This is a genomic window from Streptomyces bobili (genome assembly GCF_002154575.1).
Classification (GTDB): Bacteria; Actinomycetota; Actinomycetes; order Streptomycetales; family Streptomycetaceae; genus Streptomyces; species Streptomyces bobili.
The window spans coordinates 1-18,249 of the sequence record NZ_MUBA01000242.1; the positions used below are offsets into that span (position 1 = coordinate 1).

Annotated in this window: 15 protein-coding genes, 1 tRNA gene and 1 pseudogene; 9 read left to right on the plus strand and 8 right to left on the minus strand. The window is 68.7% G+C overall.

Translation table 11 applies throughout. The annotated features are described in order from the left end of the window. The 4 genes and pseudogenes from BZL64_RS19990 to BZL64_RS20005 all read right to left on the minus strand — a co-directional run. Positions 1-399 (minus strand): annotated as a pseudogene (locus BZL64_RS19990) (nucleoside phosphorylase-I family protein); the annotation flags it as partial. A 149-nt stretch (positions 400-548) separates the two neighbouring features. Then, on the minus strand, positions 549-866 hold the full coding sequence (locus tag BZL64_RS19995) for an FmdB family zinc ribbon protein (RefSeq protein WP_086770563.1): 318 nt from the start codon (positions 864-866) through the stop codon (positions 549-551). A gap of 68 nt (positions 867-934) precedes the next feature. After that, on the minus strand, positions 935-2,227 hold the full coding sequence (locus BZL64_RS20000) for an MFS transporter (protein ID WP_086770564.1): 1,293 nt from the start codon (positions 2,225-2,227) through the stop codon (positions 935-937). Positions 2,228-2,517: 290 nt separating this feature from the next. Further along, positions 2,518-4,020, minus strand: a complete 1,503-nt coding sequence (locus BZL64_RS20005; RefSeq protein WP_086770565.1) for a potassium/proton antiporter — start codon at positions 4,018-4,020, stop codon at positions 2,518-2,520. A gap of 269 nt (positions 4,021-4,289) precedes the next feature. Between BZL64_RS20005 and BZL64_RS20010 the strand changes: the two genes are divergently transcribed. Further along, the gene (locus BZL64_RS20010; protein ID WP_086770566.1) at positions 4,290-7,124 is read left to right on the plus strand and encodes a penicillin acylase family protein; all 2,835 of its coding nucleotides are present in this window, start codon (positions 4,290-4,292) and stop codon (positions 7,122-7,124) included. A gap of 76 nt (positions 7,125-7,200) precedes the next feature. Here the strand turns inward: BZL64_RS20010 and BZL64_RS20015 are convergent, their stop codons facing one another. Continuing rightward, a complete protein-coding gene (locus BZL64_RS20015) occupies positions 7,201-7,815 on the minus strand; it encodes a 5-formyltetrahydrofolate cyclo-ligase (protein ID WP_086770567.1) in 615 nt (204 codons plus the stop codon). 91 nt (positions 7,816-7,906) lie between these two features. Here BZL64_RS20015 and galU point away from each other — a divergent pair, with 91 nt between their 5' ends. From galU to BZL64_RS20050, 7 genes are all read left to right on the plus strand, one after another. Beyond that, on the plus strand, positions 7,907-8,818 hold the full coding sequence (gene galU, locus BZL64_RS20020; RefSeq protein WP_086770568.1) for a UTP--glucose-1-phosphate uridylyltransferase GalU: 912 nt from the start codon (positions 7,907-7,909) through the stop codon (positions 8,816-8,818). Continuing rightward, a complete protein-coding gene (glp, locus tag BZL64_RS20025; protein WP_086770569.1) occupies positions 8,815-10,137 on the plus strand; it encodes a molybdotransferase-like divisome protein Glp in 1,323 nt (440 codons plus the stop codon). Before galU ends, glp begins: the two co-directional genes overlap by 4 nt. Before the next feature lie 109 nt (positions 10,138-10,246). Further along, a complete protein-coding gene (gene moaC / locus BZL64_RS20030) occupies positions 10,247-10,759 on the plus strand; it encodes a cyclic pyranopterin monophosphate synthase MoaC (protein WP_086770570.1) in 513 nt (170 codons plus the stop codon). Next, the gene (locus BZL64_RS20035; RefSeq protein ID WP_086770571.1) at positions 10,756-11,271 is read left to right on the plus strand and encodes a MogA/MoaB family molybdenum cofactor biosynthesis protein; all 516 of its coding nucleotides are present in this window, start codon (positions 10,756-10,758) and stop codon (positions 11,269-11,271) included. The genes moaC and BZL64_RS20035 overlap by 4 nt, the downstream gene beginning before the upstream one ends. Further along, positions 11,268-11,936: a GNAT family N-acetyltransferase gene (locus tag BZL64_RS20040; protein ID WP_086770572.1), complete on the plus strand. Its 669-nt coding sequence runs from the start codon at positions 11,268-11,270 to the stop codon at positions 11,934-11,936. Before BZL64_RS20035 ends, BZL64_RS20040 begins: the two co-directional genes overlap by 4 nt. Before the next feature lie 171 nt (positions 11,937-12,107). Beyond that, positions 12,108-13,505, plus strand: coding sequence for a divisome protein SepX/GlpR (gene sepX, locus BZL64_RS20045; RefSeq protein WP_086770573.1), 1,398 nt, complete (start codon positions 12,108-12,110; stop codon positions 13,503-13,505). Between the two features lie 126 nt (positions 13,506-13,631). Further along, positions 13,632-13,705, plus strand: a tRNA-Ala gene (locus tag BZL64_RS20050). A 73-nt stretch (positions 13,706-13,778) separates the two neighbouring features. Here the strand turns inward: BZL64_RS20050 and BZL64_RS20055 are convergent. Further along, on the minus strand, positions 13,779-14,111 hold the full coding sequence (locus tag BZL64_RS20055; RefSeq protein WP_086770574.1) for a tyrosine-type recombinase/integrase: 333 nt from the start codon (positions 14,109-14,111) through the stop codon (positions 13,779-13,781). 379 nt (positions 14,112-14,490) lie between these two features. On the opposite strand from BZL64_RS20055, the gene BZL64_RS20060 reads away from it, so the two are divergent. Then, on the plus strand, positions 14,491-15,717 hold the full coding sequence (locus tag BZL64_RS20060) for a DNA cytosine methyltransferase (protein WP_086770575.1): 1,227 nt from the start codon (positions 14,491-14,493) through the stop codon (positions 15,715-15,717). A gap of 59 nt (positions 15,718-15,776) precedes the next feature. Here the strand turns inward: BZL64_RS20060 and BZL64_RS20065 are convergent, their stop codons facing one another. Both BZL64_RS20065 and sbnB read right to left on the minus strand, forming a co-directional pair. Continuing rightward, positions 15,777-16,538, minus strand: a complete 762-nt coding sequence (locus tag BZL64_RS20065; RefSeq protein ID WP_086770576.1) for a hypothetical protein — start codon at positions 16,536-16,538, stop codon at positions 15,777-15,779. 603 nt (positions 16,539-17,141) lie between these two features. After that, on the minus strand, positions 17,142-18,249 hold a 1,108-nt coding region (sbnB, locus tag BZL64_RS20070; RefSeq protein ID WP_341868817.1), incomplete at its 5' end, for a 2,3-diaminopropionate biosynthesis protein SbnB.

Genomic DNA, 18,249 nt, shown 5'->3' on the forward strand with positions numbered 1-18,249 from the left:
GGTGCCACAACGATTCGGCACGGGTGGAGAACCGCGGCCCCTCGATCACGACGAGCGTCCCGCCGTCCACCGGTTCCCACTCCCGCCCGCGCGCCGCCTTCAGCGCGGCCGAGCGGCCGGTGGAGCAGTAGGGGTCGGCCAGGGACACGTGCACCACGTTGGGCACCGAGCCGTCCGGCAGCGGCAGCCCGTCGAAGTACGTCCCCGGCCGCGACTTCGTCCGGTCGACCAGCTGATCCGGCACCAGGAGCGTGCCGGNNCTCGCCGGCCGGCGAGGTCACCGAGGAAGAGGGAGTCGCTGGGAGGCCCGTACGGGGTGTCCACCTGGATCTCGGTCACGTCGTCCAGGAACGAGTAGAAGCCCGAGCCGCCGATTACACCGATCTCTGCGTTCGCCATGACCAGCACAGTAGCGGGCGCCGCTCACCCGTCCGATCCGGCTCCAGGAACCCGGCGGCTCCTGGGCTGCGCACAGACACCGGGGGACCGCCGGAGAACACCGAGGACCCCGCCGTCGTACGACGGCGGGGTCCCGGGAAGGAAGTCTGCTAGGCGGCGGAGCTGCCCGCGGAGGTTCCGGAGCTGGACGGCTTCGAGTCCGAGGAGGACGACGAAGACGAAGACGACGACGTGCCCGAGGGCGTCGACGACTTCGCCGGCGACGCGGCCGGCGAGCTGCTCGACGAGGAGCCGCGGCTGTCGTTCCGGTAGAAGCCGGAGCCCTTGAAGACGATGCCGACGGCGGAGAACACCTTCTTCAGGCGGCCACCGCAGTTGGGGCACTCGGTCAGGGCGTCGTCGGTGAACTTCTGCACCGCCTCGAGGCCCTCGCCACACTCGGTGCACTGGTACTGGTAGGTCGGCACTTGTCTTCCTCCTGGCACTCTCACTCAGTGAGTGCTAACGACGATCCATACTGACGCATTCCCGGGTTTCAGTCCACCGTGACCGGCAAGCGGTGACCGACGCCACGTGCGACAGTACGGCCCTTCGGCCGCGCCACCAGCCGCGAACGCAGCGCCAGCACGGTCCCCAGGGCCAGGACCGTACCGGCCAGCGGCACCAGGAAACCGGCGCCACCCCAGAAGCGGTCCTCCAGCTGACCGGCGGCCGTGACCGCCACTCCCTGGCCGAGCGCCACGGCGCCGGTGAGCCAGGTGAACGCCTCGGTTCGCGCGCCCGCCGGGACCAGACCCTCGACCAGCGTGTAGCCGGTGATCAGCGCGGGCGCGATGCACATGCCGACCAGCAGGCCGAGGCCCGCCAGCACCGGCACGGAGTGCGCCGCCCACAGGCCGGACACGGCCAGGGCCAGCGCCGCGTACCCGACGACCAGACGCTGCTGCGGGGCCGACTTCCAGGCGACGGCGCCGCAGACCAGGCCGGAGATCATGTTGCCGGCGGCGAAGGTGCCGTACAGGACGCCGTTCAGGCCGGGCTCGCCGATCGACTCGGTGAACGCGGCCAGCGAGACCTGCATGCCGCCGAAGACCGCACCGATACCGAGGAAGGCCACGATCAGCACGCGCACGCCGGGGATGCTCAGCGCGGAGGCGTGCTCCACGCGCGCGTGCCCCTTGACGGCGACCGAGGGCTGGGTGCCCCTCTGCGCGGCGAACAGCAGGCCGCCGATCAGGGTCAGCGAGGCTTCCGTCACCAGGCCGGCGGCCGGGTTGACGGCGGTGCACAGGGCGGTCGCCAGAAGCGGGCCCAGGACGAAGGTCAGCTCGTCCGTGACGGACTCGAAGGCGGCCGCCGTGGTCATCAGGGGCGAGCCCTTCAGCTTCACGCCCCAGCGGGCCCGCACCATCGGGCCGACCTGCGGGACCGAGGCGCCGGTGGGCACGGCCGCCGCGAACAGCGCCCACAGCGGGGCGTGGCCCAGGGCGAGCGCCGTCAGGACCAGCCCGGACAGCGAGTGCACCAGGACGCCGGGGACCAGTACGGCGCGCTGGCCGTAGCGGTCGGCGAGGCGGCCGGTCCAGGGCGCGCACAGCGCCATGGAGACACCGGTGACGGCCGCGACGGCGCCCGCGACGCCGTACGAGCCGGTGGTGTGCTGCACGAGCAGCACGATGGAGATGGTGAGCATGGCGAACGGCTGGCGCGCGGCGAAGCCGGGCAGCAGGAACGTCCAGGCGCCGCGCGTGCGCAGCAGGTTTCCGTACCCCGGGCGGGGCGGTGCCGACGAGTCCTTCGACGGCTCGGAGGTGACCGTGGATGCCACGGCCCGTGCCTTTCTGCCGCCTGGTAGCGCGATCCCTCGGGTGTACGGGCGGCGCCGAGAGCTGTCCTCTTGCGCGCACTGCGGTAGATACCGGTGCCCACGGGGGAGATGTTCCGGCCGCCATACGGTCGCGCCAGCTCTGCGTCAGACAGAGTTGGTTCGATCAAGGTGTGCCTTCATCGTACAGGGGTCACTGCCCGCCGTACCTGTGAAAGTGAGCACCATGGGCGGGACGGCCTCCGAATGACGGTGGTGTGAACACCACGAAACCTGCCCTTAACGCGTGCCCGTCAACGCGTGTCCGCGCCGTCCGTGCCCAGCCAGTCGGCCAGTTTGCCGCCGTGCCCGACGGCGCGCAGCCGCCGCTCCGCCGCGTCCCGGACCGGGTCGGTGGCGACGACCAGGAGTTCGTCGCCGCGCCGCAGCACCGTCGTCGGCAGCGGCACGAAGGAGGTGCCGTCGCGTACGACGAGGGTGACGGCGGCCCCGGCGGGCAGCCGCAGCTCGTTGACCTCGACGCCGTGCATCTTGGAGCCCTCGGGGATCGCCACCGACAGCAGATGCCCGCGCAGCCGCTCCAGGGGCGCCGACTCGATGCCGAGGTCGGCGGCCTCGGCGTCCTGGCCCAGGTGCAGCTTGCGGGCCAGCCAGGGCAGCGTCGGCCCCTGGATCAGGGTGTAGACGACGACCAGGACGAAGACGATGTTGAAGATCCGGTGGCTGCCCTCGATGCCGCTCACCATGGGGATCGTCGCCAGGATGATGGGCACCGCGCCGCGCAGGCCGGCCCAGGACATGAGCGTCTGCTCCTGCCAGGGCACGCGGAACGGCGTCAGGCACACCACGACGCTCAGCGGGCGGGCCACCATGGTCAGCACCAGGCCGATGATGAGGGCGGGCAGCACGTCGTCGCCCAGTTCGTGCGGGGTGACGAGCAGACCGAGCAGGACGAACATGCCGATCTGGGCGAGCCAGCCGAGTCCGTCGGCGAAGCCGCGGGTGGCGGGCCAGTGCGGGAGTTTCGCGTTGCCCATGACCATGGACGCGAGGTACACGGCGAGGAAGCCGCTGCCGTGTGCCAGCGCGCCCGCCGCGTACGCCGTGACCGCGATCGCCATCACGGCGATCGGGTAGAGGCCGGAGGCGGGCAGGGCCACGTGCCGCAGCCCCCAGGCGCCCAGCCAGCCGACCGCGAGGCCGATGGCGGCGCCGATGGCCAGTTCCAGCGCTATCTCGCCCAGCAGCACGTACCAGTGCTCGACGGGGCCGATGGTGGAGAAGGAGACGACCAGGATGACGACCGGGGCGTCGTTGAAGCCGGACTCGGCCTCCAGGGTGCCCGTCACGCGGGAGGGGAGCGGGATCCTGCGCAGGACGGAGAAGACCGCCGCCGCGTCCGTGGAGGACACCACCGCGCCGATGATGAGCGCCTGCCGCCACTCCAGCCCGACCAGGTAGTGGGCGGCCGTGGCGGTGACGCCCACGCTCACGGCGACCCCGACCAGCGCCAGCACCGAGGAGGCGGGCAGGGCGGGCTCGATCTCCTTCCACTTCGTGCCGAGGCCGCCCTCGGCCAGGATCACGACCAGGGCCGCGTACCCGATGACCTGGGTCATTTCGGCGTTGTCGAAGTGGATGTTGCCGATGCCGTCCGTGCCCATGAGGACGCCGATGCCCAGATACACGAGCAGGCTGGGGAGCCCGCTGCGCGAGGAGATCCGGACCGCCGCGACGGCGACGAGCAGGACGATCGAGCAGACGAACAGGAGCTGGTTGAGGTGGTGGACAGTCAGCGGCGGTTCCCTTCACTGGCGTGCGCGACGCGCACGCGGGGCGCATGGACATCGGACACGAAGCTGAGGCACTCCGGACCCAATTACTTCGTTACCTTACCTAACTCTTGACGATTTCTTGACGCTCGCCGGTGGAAGATCGAACATTCACACGTGCTGGTTGCCGACTCCGCGTCAAGTGGCCCGGACCCCTGCGCCTATGGTTGCTCCAGCGTTCATTCACAGTCATAGCCCGACCTGCCGCTCGCGTTAGGACAGCAAGGACAGCGATGCCCCCCAACACCACCGCCTCAACGGGCGACAAGCCCGCCAAGTCCGGCAGGAAGAAGGGGCGCAAAGCCCGACTTTTCGTGCTTGTCCTGGTGCTGGCCATCATCGGAGGCATCGCGTACGGCGGCTACTGGTCCATCAGTACCGTCCGCGCCTCCTTCCCGCAGACCAAGGGTTCGATCACGCTCGACGGCCTGTCCGGGCCGGTGGACGTGAAGCGGGACGGCTACGGCATCCCGCAGATCTACGCCTCCACCGACGAGGACCTGTTCATGGCACAGGGCTTCGTCCAGGCGCAGGACCGGTTCTACGAGATGGACGTGCGCCGTCACATGACGTCCGGGCGCCTGTCGGAGATGTTCGGCAAGAGCCAGGTCGACAACGACGAGTTCCTGCGCACCCTCGGCTGGGACCGCATCGCCAAGCAGGAGTACGAAGAGAAGCTGTCGGGCCCCACGAAGAAGTACCTCGACGCGTACGCCAAGGGTGTCAACGCCTATCTCCAGGGCAAGGACGGCGAGGACATCTCGCTGGAGTACGCGGCGCTCGGGTTCACCAACGACTACAAGCCCGCCGAGTGGACGCCCGTCGACTCGGTCGCCTGGCTGAAGGCGATGGCCTGGGACCTGCGCGGCAACATGCAGGACGAGATCGACCGCGCCCTGCTGACCAGCCGCCTCGGCCCGCAGCAGATCGCCGACCTGTACCCGCAGTACCCGTACGACCGGAACAAGCCGATCGTGCAGGAGGGCCAGTACGACGAGCTGACGAAGACGTTCGAGCAGGACGGCTCCGATGACTCCTCGGAGGGCTCGTCGCAGGACGGCTCCTCGGACTCCGGCTCCTCGGACAGCTCCTCCTCGGACGCCGGCTCCTCGGACGGCACGACGGGCGGCTCGGGCACCTCGTCCGACGATACGTCCGGCTCGGCCATCGAAGGCCAGCTCGCGGGCCTCTACGACGTCCTGGACGACCTGCCCACAGCGGTCGGCGTGAACGGCAACGGCATCGGCTCCAACTCCTGGGTCGTCGGCGGCAAGTACACCATCACCAACAAGCCGCTGCTGGCCAACGACCCGCACCTGTCGGCCTCGCTGCCGTCCGTCTGGTACCAGATGGGCCTGCACTGCCGCACCGTCTCCGCCAAGTGCGGGTACGACGTCTCCGGCTACACCTTCGCGGGCATGCCGGGTGTGGTCATCGGCCACAACGCCGACATCTCCTGGGGCATGACCAACTCCGGCGTCGACGTCACCGACCTCTACCTGGAGAAGCTCTCCGGCGACGGCTACCTCTACGACGGCAAGGTCAAGCCCTTCCGCCAGCGCGAGGAGACCATCAAGGTCGCCGGCGGCGCGGCGAAGAAGATCGTCGTCCGGGAGACCGAGGACGGGATGCCCCTGCTGTCCGACCGCGACGACGAACTGGTCAAGGTCGGCGAGAAGGCCACCGTCGACGACGACGCCCCCGACCGCGGGAACGGCTACGCGGTCGCCCTGAAGTGGACCGCGCTGGAGCCCGGCACCTCCATGGACGCCGTGTTCGCCATGAACAAGGCGGCCGACTGGGACGACTTCCGCAAGGCGGCCTCGAAGTTCGACGTGCCCTCGCAGAACCTGGTCTACGCCGACACCAAGAACCACATCGGCTACCAGCTGCCCGGAAAGATCCCCGTGCGCGCGAAGGGCCTCGACGGCTCGGTCCCGACCCTGGGCTGGGAGTCGAAGAACAAGTGGAAGCCTTACATCAAGTTCGACGAACTGCCCTACGAGTACGACCCGGCGCGCGGCTACATCGTCACCGCCAACCAGGCCGTGATCGACCCGGACAAGTACCCCTACACACTCACCACGGACTGGGGCTACGGCACCCGCAGCGAGCGGATCACCAACCTGATCACGAAGAAGATCGAGGGCGGCGGCAAGGTCTCCACCGACGACATGCGCCAGATGCAGCTGGACAACGACAGCCAGATCGCGCGGCTGCTCGTCCCCGCGCTGCTGAAGATCAACCTGGACGACCCCGACGTCCGTGAGGCGCAGGAGCTGCTCCGGGACTGGGACTACACCCAGGACGCCGACTCGGCCGCCGCTGCCTACTTCAACGCGGTCTGGCGCAACATCCTCAAGCTGGCCTTCGCCCACAAGCTGCCCAAGGAAGTGCGGGTCGAGGGCCAGTGCGTGTGGGTCGACCCGGTCGACACCACCGGCCCGGTCGACGACAAGGACAAGGTCCGCGAGTGCGGGCAGCGCGACGGCGACCAGGCGCAGCCGGACGGCGGCGACCGCTGGTTCGAGGTCGTGCGCAACCTCATGGAGAAGACGGACAGCGACTGGTGGACGACGCCCGAGGTGGGCACCCGCCCCGGCGCCGAGAAGGACCGTGGCGAGCTGTTCGCGCGGGCCATGATCGACGCCCGCTGGGAGCTGACCGCCAAGCTCGGCAAGGACATCGACACCTGGAGCTGGGGCCGGCTGCACCGCCTGTTCCTGAAGAACCAGACCCTGGGCACCAGCGGCCCCGGCATCATCCAGGACATCCTCAACCGCGGCCCGTGGAAGCTCGGGGGCGGCGAGGCGGCGGTCGACGCGACCGGCTGGAACGCCGCGGGTGGCTACGACGTCGTGTGGGTGCCGTCGATGCGGATGGTGGTCAACCTCGACGACCTCGACAAGTCGAAGTGGATCAACCTCACCGGCGCCTCGGGGCACGCGTTCAGCGCCCACTACACCGACCAGACGGACAAGTGGGTCAAGGGCGAGCTGCTCGACTGGCCGTTCAAGAAGAAGGCGGTCGACGACAGCACGAGCGACACCCTGGTGCTGAAGCCGTGAGCAGGTGAGCAGGTGAGCAGGTGAGCAGGTGAACAGGTGAAAGGGGGCCCTCCACGCGCGCGTGGAGGGCCCCCTTTCACATGAAGCGGCGCACACCCGACGGTGTGACGACGGCGTGCACGGGCCGGTCGTGCGGCTCCTCCGGGACGTGCGCGACCACCTCGCTGTCGTAGAGCAGCACCACCAGCGAGGGATCCGCACCCGCGCGTTCCAGCCGCGCCAGCACGCGGTCGTACGATCCGCCGCCGCGGCCGAGGCGCATGCCGCGCGTGTCGACGGCGAGGCCCGGCAGCAGCACCACGTCGGCGTCCGTCACGGCCTCCGGCCCCAGCCGGTCGCCCGCGGGCTCGAACAGGGCCATCTTCCCGCCATGTTGGACCCGCGCGAGAGAGCCCTCACCGGTGTACGCCCCCCAGTCGAGGTCGTTGTCGGGCAGCAGCGCGGGGAGCAGGACGCGCACGCCCCGCGCGAGCAGCGCGTCCAGCAGCGCGAGCGTTCCCGGCTCGCTGCCGACGGAGACGTACGCCGCAACGGTCCGGGCGCGCGCCAACTCGGGGAGCCGCAGGGCCTGCCCGGCGAGTGAAGTGGCGGCTTCTCGCAGGTCATCAGTCGTCAACCTGTTCCTCACCGTGATGAACTCTCGCCGCAACATACGTTTGTGAGACTCTGCTCCGCCTTCGGTGTGGCTCATGTGGCTCCCGCGCGATTCCCATACGCTCATATGATCATTATTTAACCGGAGCCACAGTTTCCTCACAAAGCCACCGGATAAGGTTCCCGACATGACTCAGTCGCACCCCAGGATCAGCAAGGCTGTCATCCCCGCGGCCGGCCTCGGCACCCGGTTCCTGCCGGCGACCAAGGCAACTCCCAAGGAGATGCTGCCGGTCGTGGACAAGCCCGCGATCCAGTACGTGGTCGAGGAGGCCGTGTCCGCCGGTCTGGACGACGTCCTCATGATCACTGGACGCAACAAGCGCCCGCTGGAGGACCACTTCGACCGCAACTACGAACTGGAGTCGGCACTTCAGAAGAAGGGCGACGCCGCCCGCCTGGAGAAGGTCCAGCAGTCCAGCGACCTGGCGACCATGCACTACGTGCGACAGGGCGACCCCAAAGGGCTCGGGCACGCGGTGCTGTGCGCGGCCCCCCACGTCGGGCAGGAACCCTTCGCCGTCCTGCTGGGCGACGACCTGATCGACCCCCGCGACCCGCTGCTCCAGCGGATGATCGAGGTCCGCGAGCAGCACGGCGGAAGCGTCGTCGCGCTCATGGAGGTCGCCCCCGAGCAGATCCACCTCTACGGCTGCGCGGCCGTGGAGAGCACCACGGACGGCGACGTCGTCAAGGTGACCGGCCTCGTGGAGAAGCCGGACCCGGCGGACGCCCCCTCGAACTACGCGATCATCGGGCGCTACGTCCTGGACCCCGCCATCTTCGGGATACTGCGCCGGACCGAGCCCGGCCGCGGCGGCGAGATCCAGCTCACCGACGCCCTCCAGCAGCTCGCCGAGGACGAGAAGGCCGGCGGCCCGGTGCACGGCGTCGTCTTCAAGGGCCGCCGCTATGACACAGGCGACCGCGGCGACTATCTGCGTGCCATTGTCAGACTCGCGTGCGAACGTGAAGACCTGGGACCGGACTTCCGGTCCTGGCTTCGCAGTTACGTCACCGAGGAGATGCAACAGTCTTGAGCACCGCCGCGCCCCGCACCACCGGCCAGGACCGTCTGTGGTCGGTGGACGAGCACCTGGAGGACATCCTCGCCGCCGTCCGCCCCCTGGAGCCCATCGAGCTGCAACTGCCCGATGCCCAGGGGTGCGTCCTGGTCGAGGACGTCATGGTGCCGGTCTCGCTGCCGCCCTTCGACAACAGCTCGATGGACGGGTACGCGGTACGGGTCGCGGACGTCGCGGGCGCGAGCCAGGAGTACCCGGCCGCTCTGGAGGTCGTCGGAGACGTCGCCGCGGGCCAGGCCGATCTCCTGCACGTCGGGCCGGGGCAGGCCGCCCGGATCATGACCGGGGCCCCGCTGCCGCCCGGCGCCGAGGCCGTCGTCCCCGTGGAGTGGACCGACGGAGGCCTCGGCGAGGGCCCGGTCCACGGGATGCGCGCCCGCAGTCTCGGCCCCGAACAGACCTCGGGGCAGGTCCGCGTGTACCGCTCCGCCGAGGCCCGCGCGCACGTACGCGCGAAGGGCAGCGACGTGCGGGCCGGCGACCGCGCCCTGGAGGCCGGCACCGTCCTCGGCCCGCCGCAGATCGCCCTCCTCGCCGCCATCGGACGCGGCACCGCCCGCGTACGCCCGCGCCCGCGCGTGGTCGTCCTGTCCACGGGCAGCGAACTCGTCCAGCCCGGCGAGGAACTGCGCAGCGGCCAGATCTACGACTCCAACAGCTTCGCCCTCACCGCCGCCGCCCGCGACGCCGGAGCCATCGCCTACCGGGTCGGCGCGGTCGCCGACGACGCGGAGACGCTCCGGTCCACCATCGAGGACCAGTTGGTCCGCGCCGACCTCGTGGTCACCACCGGCGGCGTGAGCGTGGGAGCGTACGACGTCGTCAAGGAGGCCCTGTCGCACGTCGGGGACGAGGACGAGGCGGGCAGCGGCATCGACTTCCGCAAGCTGGCCATGCAGCCCGGCAAGCCCCAGGGCTTCGGCTCCATCGGCCCCGACCACACCCCGCTGCTCGCCCTGCCCGGCAACCCGGTGTCGTCGTACGTCTCCTTCGAGCTGTTCGTGCGGCCCGCGATCCGCGCCCTCATGGGGCTCGAGGACGTCCACCGGCCCACCACGCGCGCGACGCTCGCCGCCGACAAGGCGCTGACCTCGCCGAAAGGGCGCAGGCAGTTCCTGCGCGCGACCTGTGCCGAGGGCACCGTGCGCCCGGTCGGCGGCGCCGGCTCCCACCTGGTGGCGGCCCTCGCGCACGCGGACTCGCTGATCGTCGTCCCCGAGGACGTGGAGTCCGTCGAGCCGGGCACCGAGGTCGAGGTCGTACTGCTCGGCTGACCTGCACGCACGTGTGCAGGACCGCAAGCCGGTCCTGGTCCGCCGCGGGTCCCCGCATAGGGGTACCGTGTCGCGCACCACACGCCCGGACCGGGAGCGCCACACCACCATGACTGTGCCTTCCCGGGGGAAGACCCCCGGACCCCCTGTGCAGGACCGACTGACGCACATCGACGAGGCCGGCGCCGCCCGCATGGTCGACGTTTCCGCCAAGGACGTGACGGCGCGGACGGCGCGGGCCAGCGGGCGTGTCCTCGTCTCGCCCCGCGTGATCGAGCTGCTGCGCGGCGAGGGGGTCCCCAAGGGGGACGCCCTGGCCACCGCCCGGATCGCCGGCATCATGGGCGCCAAGCGCACGCCCGACCTCATCCCGTTGTGTCACCCCCTGGCGGTCTCCGGTGTGAAACTGGACCTGTCGGTCGCGGACGACGCCGTGGAGATCACCGCCACGGTGCGGACCACGGACCGCACGGGCGTCGAGATGGAAGCCCTCACCGCGGTCTCCGTCGCCGCGCTCACCGTGATCGACATGGTCAAGGCGGTCGACAAGGGAGCGGTCATCACGGACGTCCGGGTCGAGGAGAAGACGGGCGGCAAGTCGGGCGACTGGAGCCGGCCGTGAGCGCCGCTCCGTACCGCGCGCTGGTCGTGACCGCCTCCAACCGCGCCTCGGCCGGTGTCTACGAGGACCGGGGCGGCCCGCTGATCGCCGACGGCCTCAGGGGCTTCGGCTTCACCGTCGACGGCCCGCGGGTCGTGCCCGACGGCGACCCGGTGGAGGCCGCGCTGCGCGCCGCCGTGGCGGCCGGCTACGACGTGGTCGTCACCACCGGAGGCACCGGTATCTCACCCACCGACCGCACACCCGAGGCGACCCGCGCGGTGATCGACCACGAGGTGCCCGGCATCGCGGAGGCCATCAGGGCGTACGGCCGCGACAAGGTGCCCACGGCCGTGCTGTCGCGGGGCCTGGCCGGAGTGGCGCAGCGCACGCTGATCATCAACCTGCCGGGTTCCACCGGCGGGGTCAGGGACGGACTGGCCGTCCTGGAGCCCCTGCTGGCGCACGCCGCGGACCAGCTCCGCGGCGGCGACCACACCAGACCCGGCGCCGGCCAGGGGGGTGCCAGCTGAACAGCCCGACCTGGCCCGTCGAACTGGCGGAGGGCGACATCGTCCTGCGGCCGATAAAGCTGCGCGATCAGCGTGCCTGGCGCGAGGTCAACCGGCGCAACCGGGACTGGCTGCGTCCCTGGGAGGCGACCATCCCGCCGCCCGCGCCCACCGGACCGATCACCCACCGGCCGACCTACCGGCAGATGGTCCGCCATCTGCGGTCCGAGGCGAACGCGGGCCGGATGCTGCCGTTCGTCATCGAGTACCAGGGGCGGCTGGTCGGGCAGTTGACGGTCGCCGGGATCACCTGGGGGTCCATGTGCTCCGGGCACGTCGGCTACTGGGTCGACGAGTCGGTGGCCGGCCGCGGGGTGATGCCGACGGCCGTGGCGATGGTCGTGGACCACTGTTTCCGTACCGTCGGACTGCACCGCATCGAGGTCTGCATTCGGCCCGAGAACGGGCCCAGCCGCCGGGTCGTGGAGAAACTCGGATTCCGCGAGGAGGGCCTGCGTCCGCGTTATCTCCACATCGACGGAGCCTGGCGTGACCATCTCGTGTTCGCCCTCACGGCCGAGGAGGTGCCGGAGGGACTGCTGAGCCGCTGGCGGCGCAACCGTCCGCGCGGTGCGCCCCGTGACCCGCAGAACACCCGCGGGAATCGCGCAGCCCCCGGAAATTGAATAAGTGTTCGAAAATGATCGGGTGATGACCGTCTGGGGCATTGAATTCGCCGCTCCAGCGGCCTGCTGATCGGATCGATCACAAAAAAAGCTCGAAATATCAGCCAGATCGTGCGACACACCGGCTCAATTGGCGGATGGCCTCACGCAAACCCCTCTACCGTGTGAGGCGTGAGCAGCAGCGGCCTCATCTACGCAATCATCGTCGGGGCCTGGGCCGCCTACTTGGTGCCGATGTGGCTCCGTAGGCAGGACGAGCTGAACGAGGCCCGTCCGACCGAACGCTTCAGCACCGCCATCCGGCTCCTGTCCGGACGAGCGGGCATGGAGCGCCGGTACGCCAAGGACCTGCGGGCGCGCTCCGCCGAAGAGGGGGAGGAGCCCGACGCCGACGTGCCGGACGGCGCCACCGACTCGGTGGACGTCCGGGCCTTCGCCATGCCTCCGGCCCGTCCGCAGGTCAAGGCGACGGTCAAGGCGCCGGTCCCGGAACGCGAGCAAGCCCGCCCGGAGTCGACCCGCGAGCAGGTCGCCCAGGCGGCACGCGACGCCCGTGACGCCCGTGAATCGCGTGAGCAGTCCGCCAGGGCGGCGGCCCGTGAGCAGGCGTCCAGGGCCGAGCAGGCATCCAGGGCGGAGCAGGCCTCCAGGCCCGCTCAGCAGGCGGGCGCCGCCCCGGCGCATCAGCGCGTGCCCGACGCGCGGCGCACGCCCTCCGCGCCGGCGGCCTCCGCCGCCGCTTCGGCGCATGAGCAGGCGGCAGCCGCGCGCGCCCGGCGCATGAAGGTCCTCGCGCGCCGCAGGCGCACCACCGTCGTCCTCTTCCTCGCCTTCACCCTGGGTGCGATCGTCGCGGCCGTCGGCGGACTCGCCTTCCTCTGGGCGCCCGGCGTGCCCGCCCTCCTGCTGAGCGGGTACATCGCCCACCTGCGCTCCCAGGAGCGCCGCCGCTTCACCTACCAGATGGACCGCAGGCAGGCCGAGGTCGCGGCCCAGCGGCTGCGCGAGCGCCAGCCGCGCCGCCGGGCGGCGGCCCCGGCCGCCCGCGCCTCCGCCTCCGTCGACCCCGGCCTCGACGCCGGCGCAGAGGAGCCGCACGAGGGCCCCGAGGCCGAAACCGATCCTGGCCTGGTGGCCCTCGCCGCGGACCGCAGGGCGCTCGTCGAGCAGACCGACCACGCCGAATGGGTCGACCAGCAGCGCGAACGCCAGCGGCGGCCGGGCCACGGGGACAGTTGGGACCCGGTGCCGGTGCCGCTGCCGACGTACGTGACCGCGCCGGTCGCGCCGCGGGCCACCTCCGACGTGGACCTCGGGGCACCGGACACCTGGAGCTCGGCCCGGTCCAGCTCCGTCGCGCCGGAACAGGAGGCGGCCGACGCGGGCTCCGGCCACGACACCGCGGACGACGCGCAGGACGAAGCGGACGGGGACACCGGCCGGGCGGAGGGCGGCGAGCGCACCGACGCGCGCCGCGCCGCGTCGGCCCGGCGCTCCCGAGAGCGGGGCCGCACGCCGCTGTTCGACCAGTACGAGGACGGCGACCGGCCGCGCGCCGCCAACGAGTGAGCGCCGACGAGCCGACCAGTGGACGGCGGGCGGTCCCCACGTGACGCCCCATTCGCGGTGGTCGGGGGCTCGGGGAACGGATTTCCAAGCACCCCGAGGGGGATGCTAGAGTTTCACTCGTTGCAAGGGCCTGTGGCGCAGTCTGGTAGCGCACCTCGTTCGCATCGAGGGGGTCTGGGGTTCAAATCCCCACAGGTCCACCGCAGCTCAGAACCCCTGCCGGGGAGATCCGGCAGGGGTTCTTTGGTGTCGTACAGCAGCGAAGTACAGCAACTACTCCGGATCTTGCTTCCCAAGGTGCTTGCCCAGCTTGCGCAGTGCCCGACGCGTGGCTTCCGACGGGACGTGCGTGTACACCTCCATCGTCACCGCGATCTTGCTGTGCCGAAGAATCTGCATCGCGACCCGCGGGTGCACGTCGAGCGCCGCGAGGAGCGAACCGCACGTGTGCCGGGTGTCGTGCAGTCGGATCTGACGGACGCGGGCCCGGGTCGAGCGGTCGACGAACCGGCGGTTGAAGTTGCGGGGTTCGATCGGGGTGCCGTAGCGGGTCGTGAAGATGAAGTCCGAGTTCGACCACAGTTCGCCGGCCGCTTGCTTGGCCACTCCCGTTCTTCTGTCGGCGCTGGAGGGCCGCGACGTAAATCTCGTGCCTCGGTCTTGGTCTCGTCATGGACCAAGCGCCGGTTGATGCGCTGTAGCTGCATCTAAGACTCCACCGACCTGTGGACGCCCTCTCGGCCTGCCGCGGCAACCACCCCAAGCAGCAACACAACGTAGACTCCGCAAAGGATCTGTCGCCAGCTAGCACTGGCGTCTCTTGCTCCTCCGGACATGGTTGCGAGCGGATGAGGGGACAGTGCTCGCCGCGATGTCAGTGGCTCCCGCCACAATGGGTGTGCTCATGGGAATCCCATCGAGCGTTGACGAGGTCTCTAGGATCGCAGCGCGCGACTGCTGCAGTCGCCAAAGAAGGGACAGCTGGATGCAACGATGGACGTTCGCCGACCTTTTCAGCGGCGCCGGCGGAATGAGCTATGGGTTTCATGCACATGGCGACTTTGAGCCGGTCGGGGCCGTTGACGCCCAGCTGGGCAAGCCCAGCAGCGGCAGAGGGACGCTAGAGTGCAATGACACTTACGCAGCCAATATGCATATTCAGCCGTTCGAAGAAGACATCGCTGCACTTACCGGATCAAAGCTTCGGTCCCTATTGGACCTGCGCCTTCAGGGCCGAGAGCTCGACGTACTCAGCGCTTGCCCGCCTTGCACGGGTTTGTCCCGAGCCAACCCGAAGAACCATATCGAGGACGATGCCCGAAACTCACTGATTGCAAAGACAGCAGAGTTTGTCGCAGAATTGATGCCCTCCATCTTGGTGATGGAGAACGCACGGGAGATGTTGCAGGGAAACTTTCGACATCATTTCGAGCAGCTCCGCGCAGATTTGAAGGACATGCGCTATAGCGTCCACGCCGGCACTCACATGCTCACGAGGTTCGGACTACCACAGCAGCGTGAGCGCGCGCTGGTCATCGCCGTCCGCGAGGACAAGCAGCTCCATACCCTTGAAGAGCTGTGGGGTGATTCAACGGTGACGCCAGAAGCCATCTCCGTACGGCGCGCGATCAGCCACCTACCTCAAGTGGCGGCAGGCGAACGCCATTCAGCCGATCCCATGCATGTCTCGCCCTCAATCGGTGCAGATTCCACGCTCAGGCGACTTCAGGCCACCCCTCGCGATGGCGGATCGTGGATCGACATGCGAGAACATCCTGACGCTGACATCGTGTTGACGCCAGCCATGAAAAGGACGATCGCCGCTGGCAAGTTCGGTTCCTACCCCGACATCTACGGGCGTTTGTGGTGGGACAGGCCTTCACCCACCATCAAGCGGGAGTGCTCACACTTCGGAAACGGAAGGTACTCGCATCCCGAACAAGACCGACTTTGCACCGTGCGCGAGCTTGGCCTTCTCTCGGGCTTTCCAGAGAACTTCATCTTCAAGGCACGGGCAGTCTCAAACATGTACCGTCACATCGGCGACGCAGTACCGCCGCTCATCTCGTACCAGCTGGCACACGTTGCCGAGTGGGTGTTGACAGGAGCCCGACCTGAGCTGGAAAGCGTCGTACTACCTGGAACAAGCCTGCGAGTAGATGACATCGTGCCCTCAAGCCGGCCTGTACAGCTGGATCTCATCCCAGTGTGATGTCTGCACGGCGGAACGTCATTCATTTAGACGGCGCTCCGCCGCATTATTCATTCCAACTATTCCTCAGTTTCAGGAATGGTGGGCACCGTCCAACTCGCATGAGACTGGCAGTTTTGGACCGGAATTCGACTTAGGGTGACCTTTTCCACGCTGCCGTCGAGGACCAACCTGAAGGCAGTACCACCAGAGTCTCTGACGAGCGCAGAGCTGCCGCCGTTCCTCGTGCGCGGCGTGAAGTCCCATTCAGTTAGATTGGCCACGCACAGCAAGAGGCTTTTCGGTATCTCTATGAGCTCGTAGCGCACAAGTTCGCGCCCGACCGAAAAGGCGCGCAGCGTAGCGATTCTGTCATATTCGTCTAGATGTGAAAGAAACCTAGGAACGCATTCACGCATGAAATCGCCGGGCGTCTCGCAATCGCGAATCCAGCGAGCCTCAGAAAACTTCGAGACAACAATGGTGGTCTTACTTATTTTCGCCGATGCCTCAGTCTTCAACGACCAGCGCACCCCGTCAACTGTGGCATCAGCACCTTGGAATGTTTGCGATTTCGTTTTGCTTGCCGAGGCGCCCGCGTATCTAGCTGCAGCAATAAAAGCGTATTCAAAGGAAGCCTTCTTGAACTTCTCTTCCGATGTTGCATGGTGAATCTTCAGGCGATTCAAAAAGTAGTCGCTGAATGCACCGTTAACTAGATCGGAAAAAGGATCAACTCGAACATCGCAGGGCTGCTGCAAAGCATCGGCCATCTCCCCGAGCATCTCCAGTTGCGCACCGTCCAAGCGTTGCGCTTGCGCCAACAAACGCTCCAGCGTCACTACAACCCCTCACGTAACACAGTGGGAGGCTATGTGATCATCTGGCCTTGAATGCTGTCAACTAGTTCGTTTCATTCACCTGCCTGGGTATCCAACAGTCTCAGTTGACATTTCTGTCTATAGGCGGCTGGAATGGGTCAATTACTAGTAGTCATTACTGCATCCTGTCTGCCATAGCTGTGCCCGACCGGCTCCGACGACTAGCGGTGCCTACGTCTGCCACCTCAGGACTGCGTCTGCCGCACGACCGTGGACTATTTGTCGACGAAGCGGCACCATGAGCACCTGCGCAGGTCCGCGACCAGGCCTTCTGCCCATCACTCAAGCGCCTCCGGAGCCGTTGGAATACAGCAGCGAAGTGCAGCAACCACCGTGACCGCAGCCGACCGCGACGGGCGCAAGATGACCGGTTGGCCAGCCGAGCAGACCTCAGCGATCACCCTGTCCGTCGTTCGCATCGAGGGGGTCTGGGGTTCAAATCCCCACAGGTCCACGCAGCATAGGGGCCCGTTCCTGTAAAGGAACGGGCCCCTTGCCATGCGTCGGTGACCACGCGCGGGCCCCTGCCGGTGAGGTTGGCAGGGGCCCCGTCGTGTGGGGGGTTCAGCCGTGCTGGGGCGGGCGGGTCGGCCAGCGGGTCGTCTCGCCGAAGAAGCCGTCGATGGCCACGGCCTCGCCGGCCGCGCGGGCCTCCCGGTAGACGTGCAGTCCCACCGCGAGGTCGAGGACGCCGAGGCCGAACGGGGAGAAGATGACCGGCTTGTCGGTGCCGGTGCTCACCTGGCCGCGGATGTGCTGGGCGAGGGTGCCGGTGATGAAGTCGCGGTGCCCGTACTTCTGTTCCGCGAGGTGCGGCGAGGTGTTGGCCTTCAGACAGTGGTCGATGTCGTCGACGACGTTGTAGGCGTCGTTGATCAGTTCCGGGCCGATGTCCCTGAGGGAGATGTTCAGGACGACCTGGCCGGAGGCGAACGCGCCCGCGTCGAGGACGTACGGCTCCGAAGCCGTCGTCGCGAAGACCACGATGTCGGCCTTGAGCAGGGCGACTTCGAGGCTCGCGGTGGTCGACGTGCGGTAGCCGAGGTGGTCCTGGGAGTGGGCGGCGAGGGCCTCGGCGTACTCGGGGACCTTGTCGTGGACGGTGACTCCGCCGAACTCCCAGCCCTGCGCGGCGAAGAACTCCAGGATGTTGCGGGCGATGATGCCGCCGCCGATCACCGAGAGGTGCCCGGCGGTGCGGGAGCCGGACAGCTGCTCGGCGGCCAGGACCGCGGAGGCGGCCGTACGGGCGGCGCTGATCTGGGAGGCCTCCAGGAGGGCGAACGGGTAGCCGGTGGCGTAGTCGTTCAGGAGGAGGGCGGCGCTGGCGCGGGGGATGCCGTCGGCGATGTTCTGCGGGAACGAGCCGATCCACTTGATGCCGGCCACGTCGTGCTCGCCGCCGAGGTAGGCGGGGAGCGCGATGATGCGGGCGTCCGGCTTGTCGGGGAAGCGCAGGAAGTAGCTGTCGGGGTTGACCGAGTCGCCGTCGTCGTGGGCGAGGTAGGTGGAACGCACCTCGCGCACGATCTCGGGACGGGAGCGGGCGATGACCTCACGGGCCGTGGTGCCGCCGACCACGCTGAACTCGAACACGGGGCTGCCTTCCGTCAGGGTGCGGGTGGTGGGGGTCATCGGCCTGCCGCCGCGCGGGCCGATGACCCCCACCACC

Bases quoted from the DNA above. Each gene is read 5' to 3' on its own strand.
- galU (WP_086770568.1), top strand. From the start codon at position 7,907: ATGACTCAGTCGCACCCCAGGATCAGCAAGGCTGTCATCCCCGCGGCC.
- BZL64_RS20060 (WP_086770575.1), top strand. From the start codon at position 14,491: ATGCAACGATGGACGTTCGCCGACCTTTTCAGCGGCGCCGGCGGAATG.
- moaC (WP_086770570.1), top strand. From the start codon at position 10,247: ATGACTGTGCCTTCCCGGGGGAAGACCCCCGGACCCCCTGTGCAGGAC.
- BZL64_RS20015 (WP_086770567.1), bottom strand. From the start codon at position 7,815: ATGAGCCACACCGAAGGCGGAGCAGAGTCTCACAAACGTATGTTGCGG.
- BZL64_RS20010 (WP_086770566.1), top strand. From the start codon at position 4,290: ATGCCCCCCAACACCACCGCCTCAACGGGCGACAAGCCCGCCAAGTCC.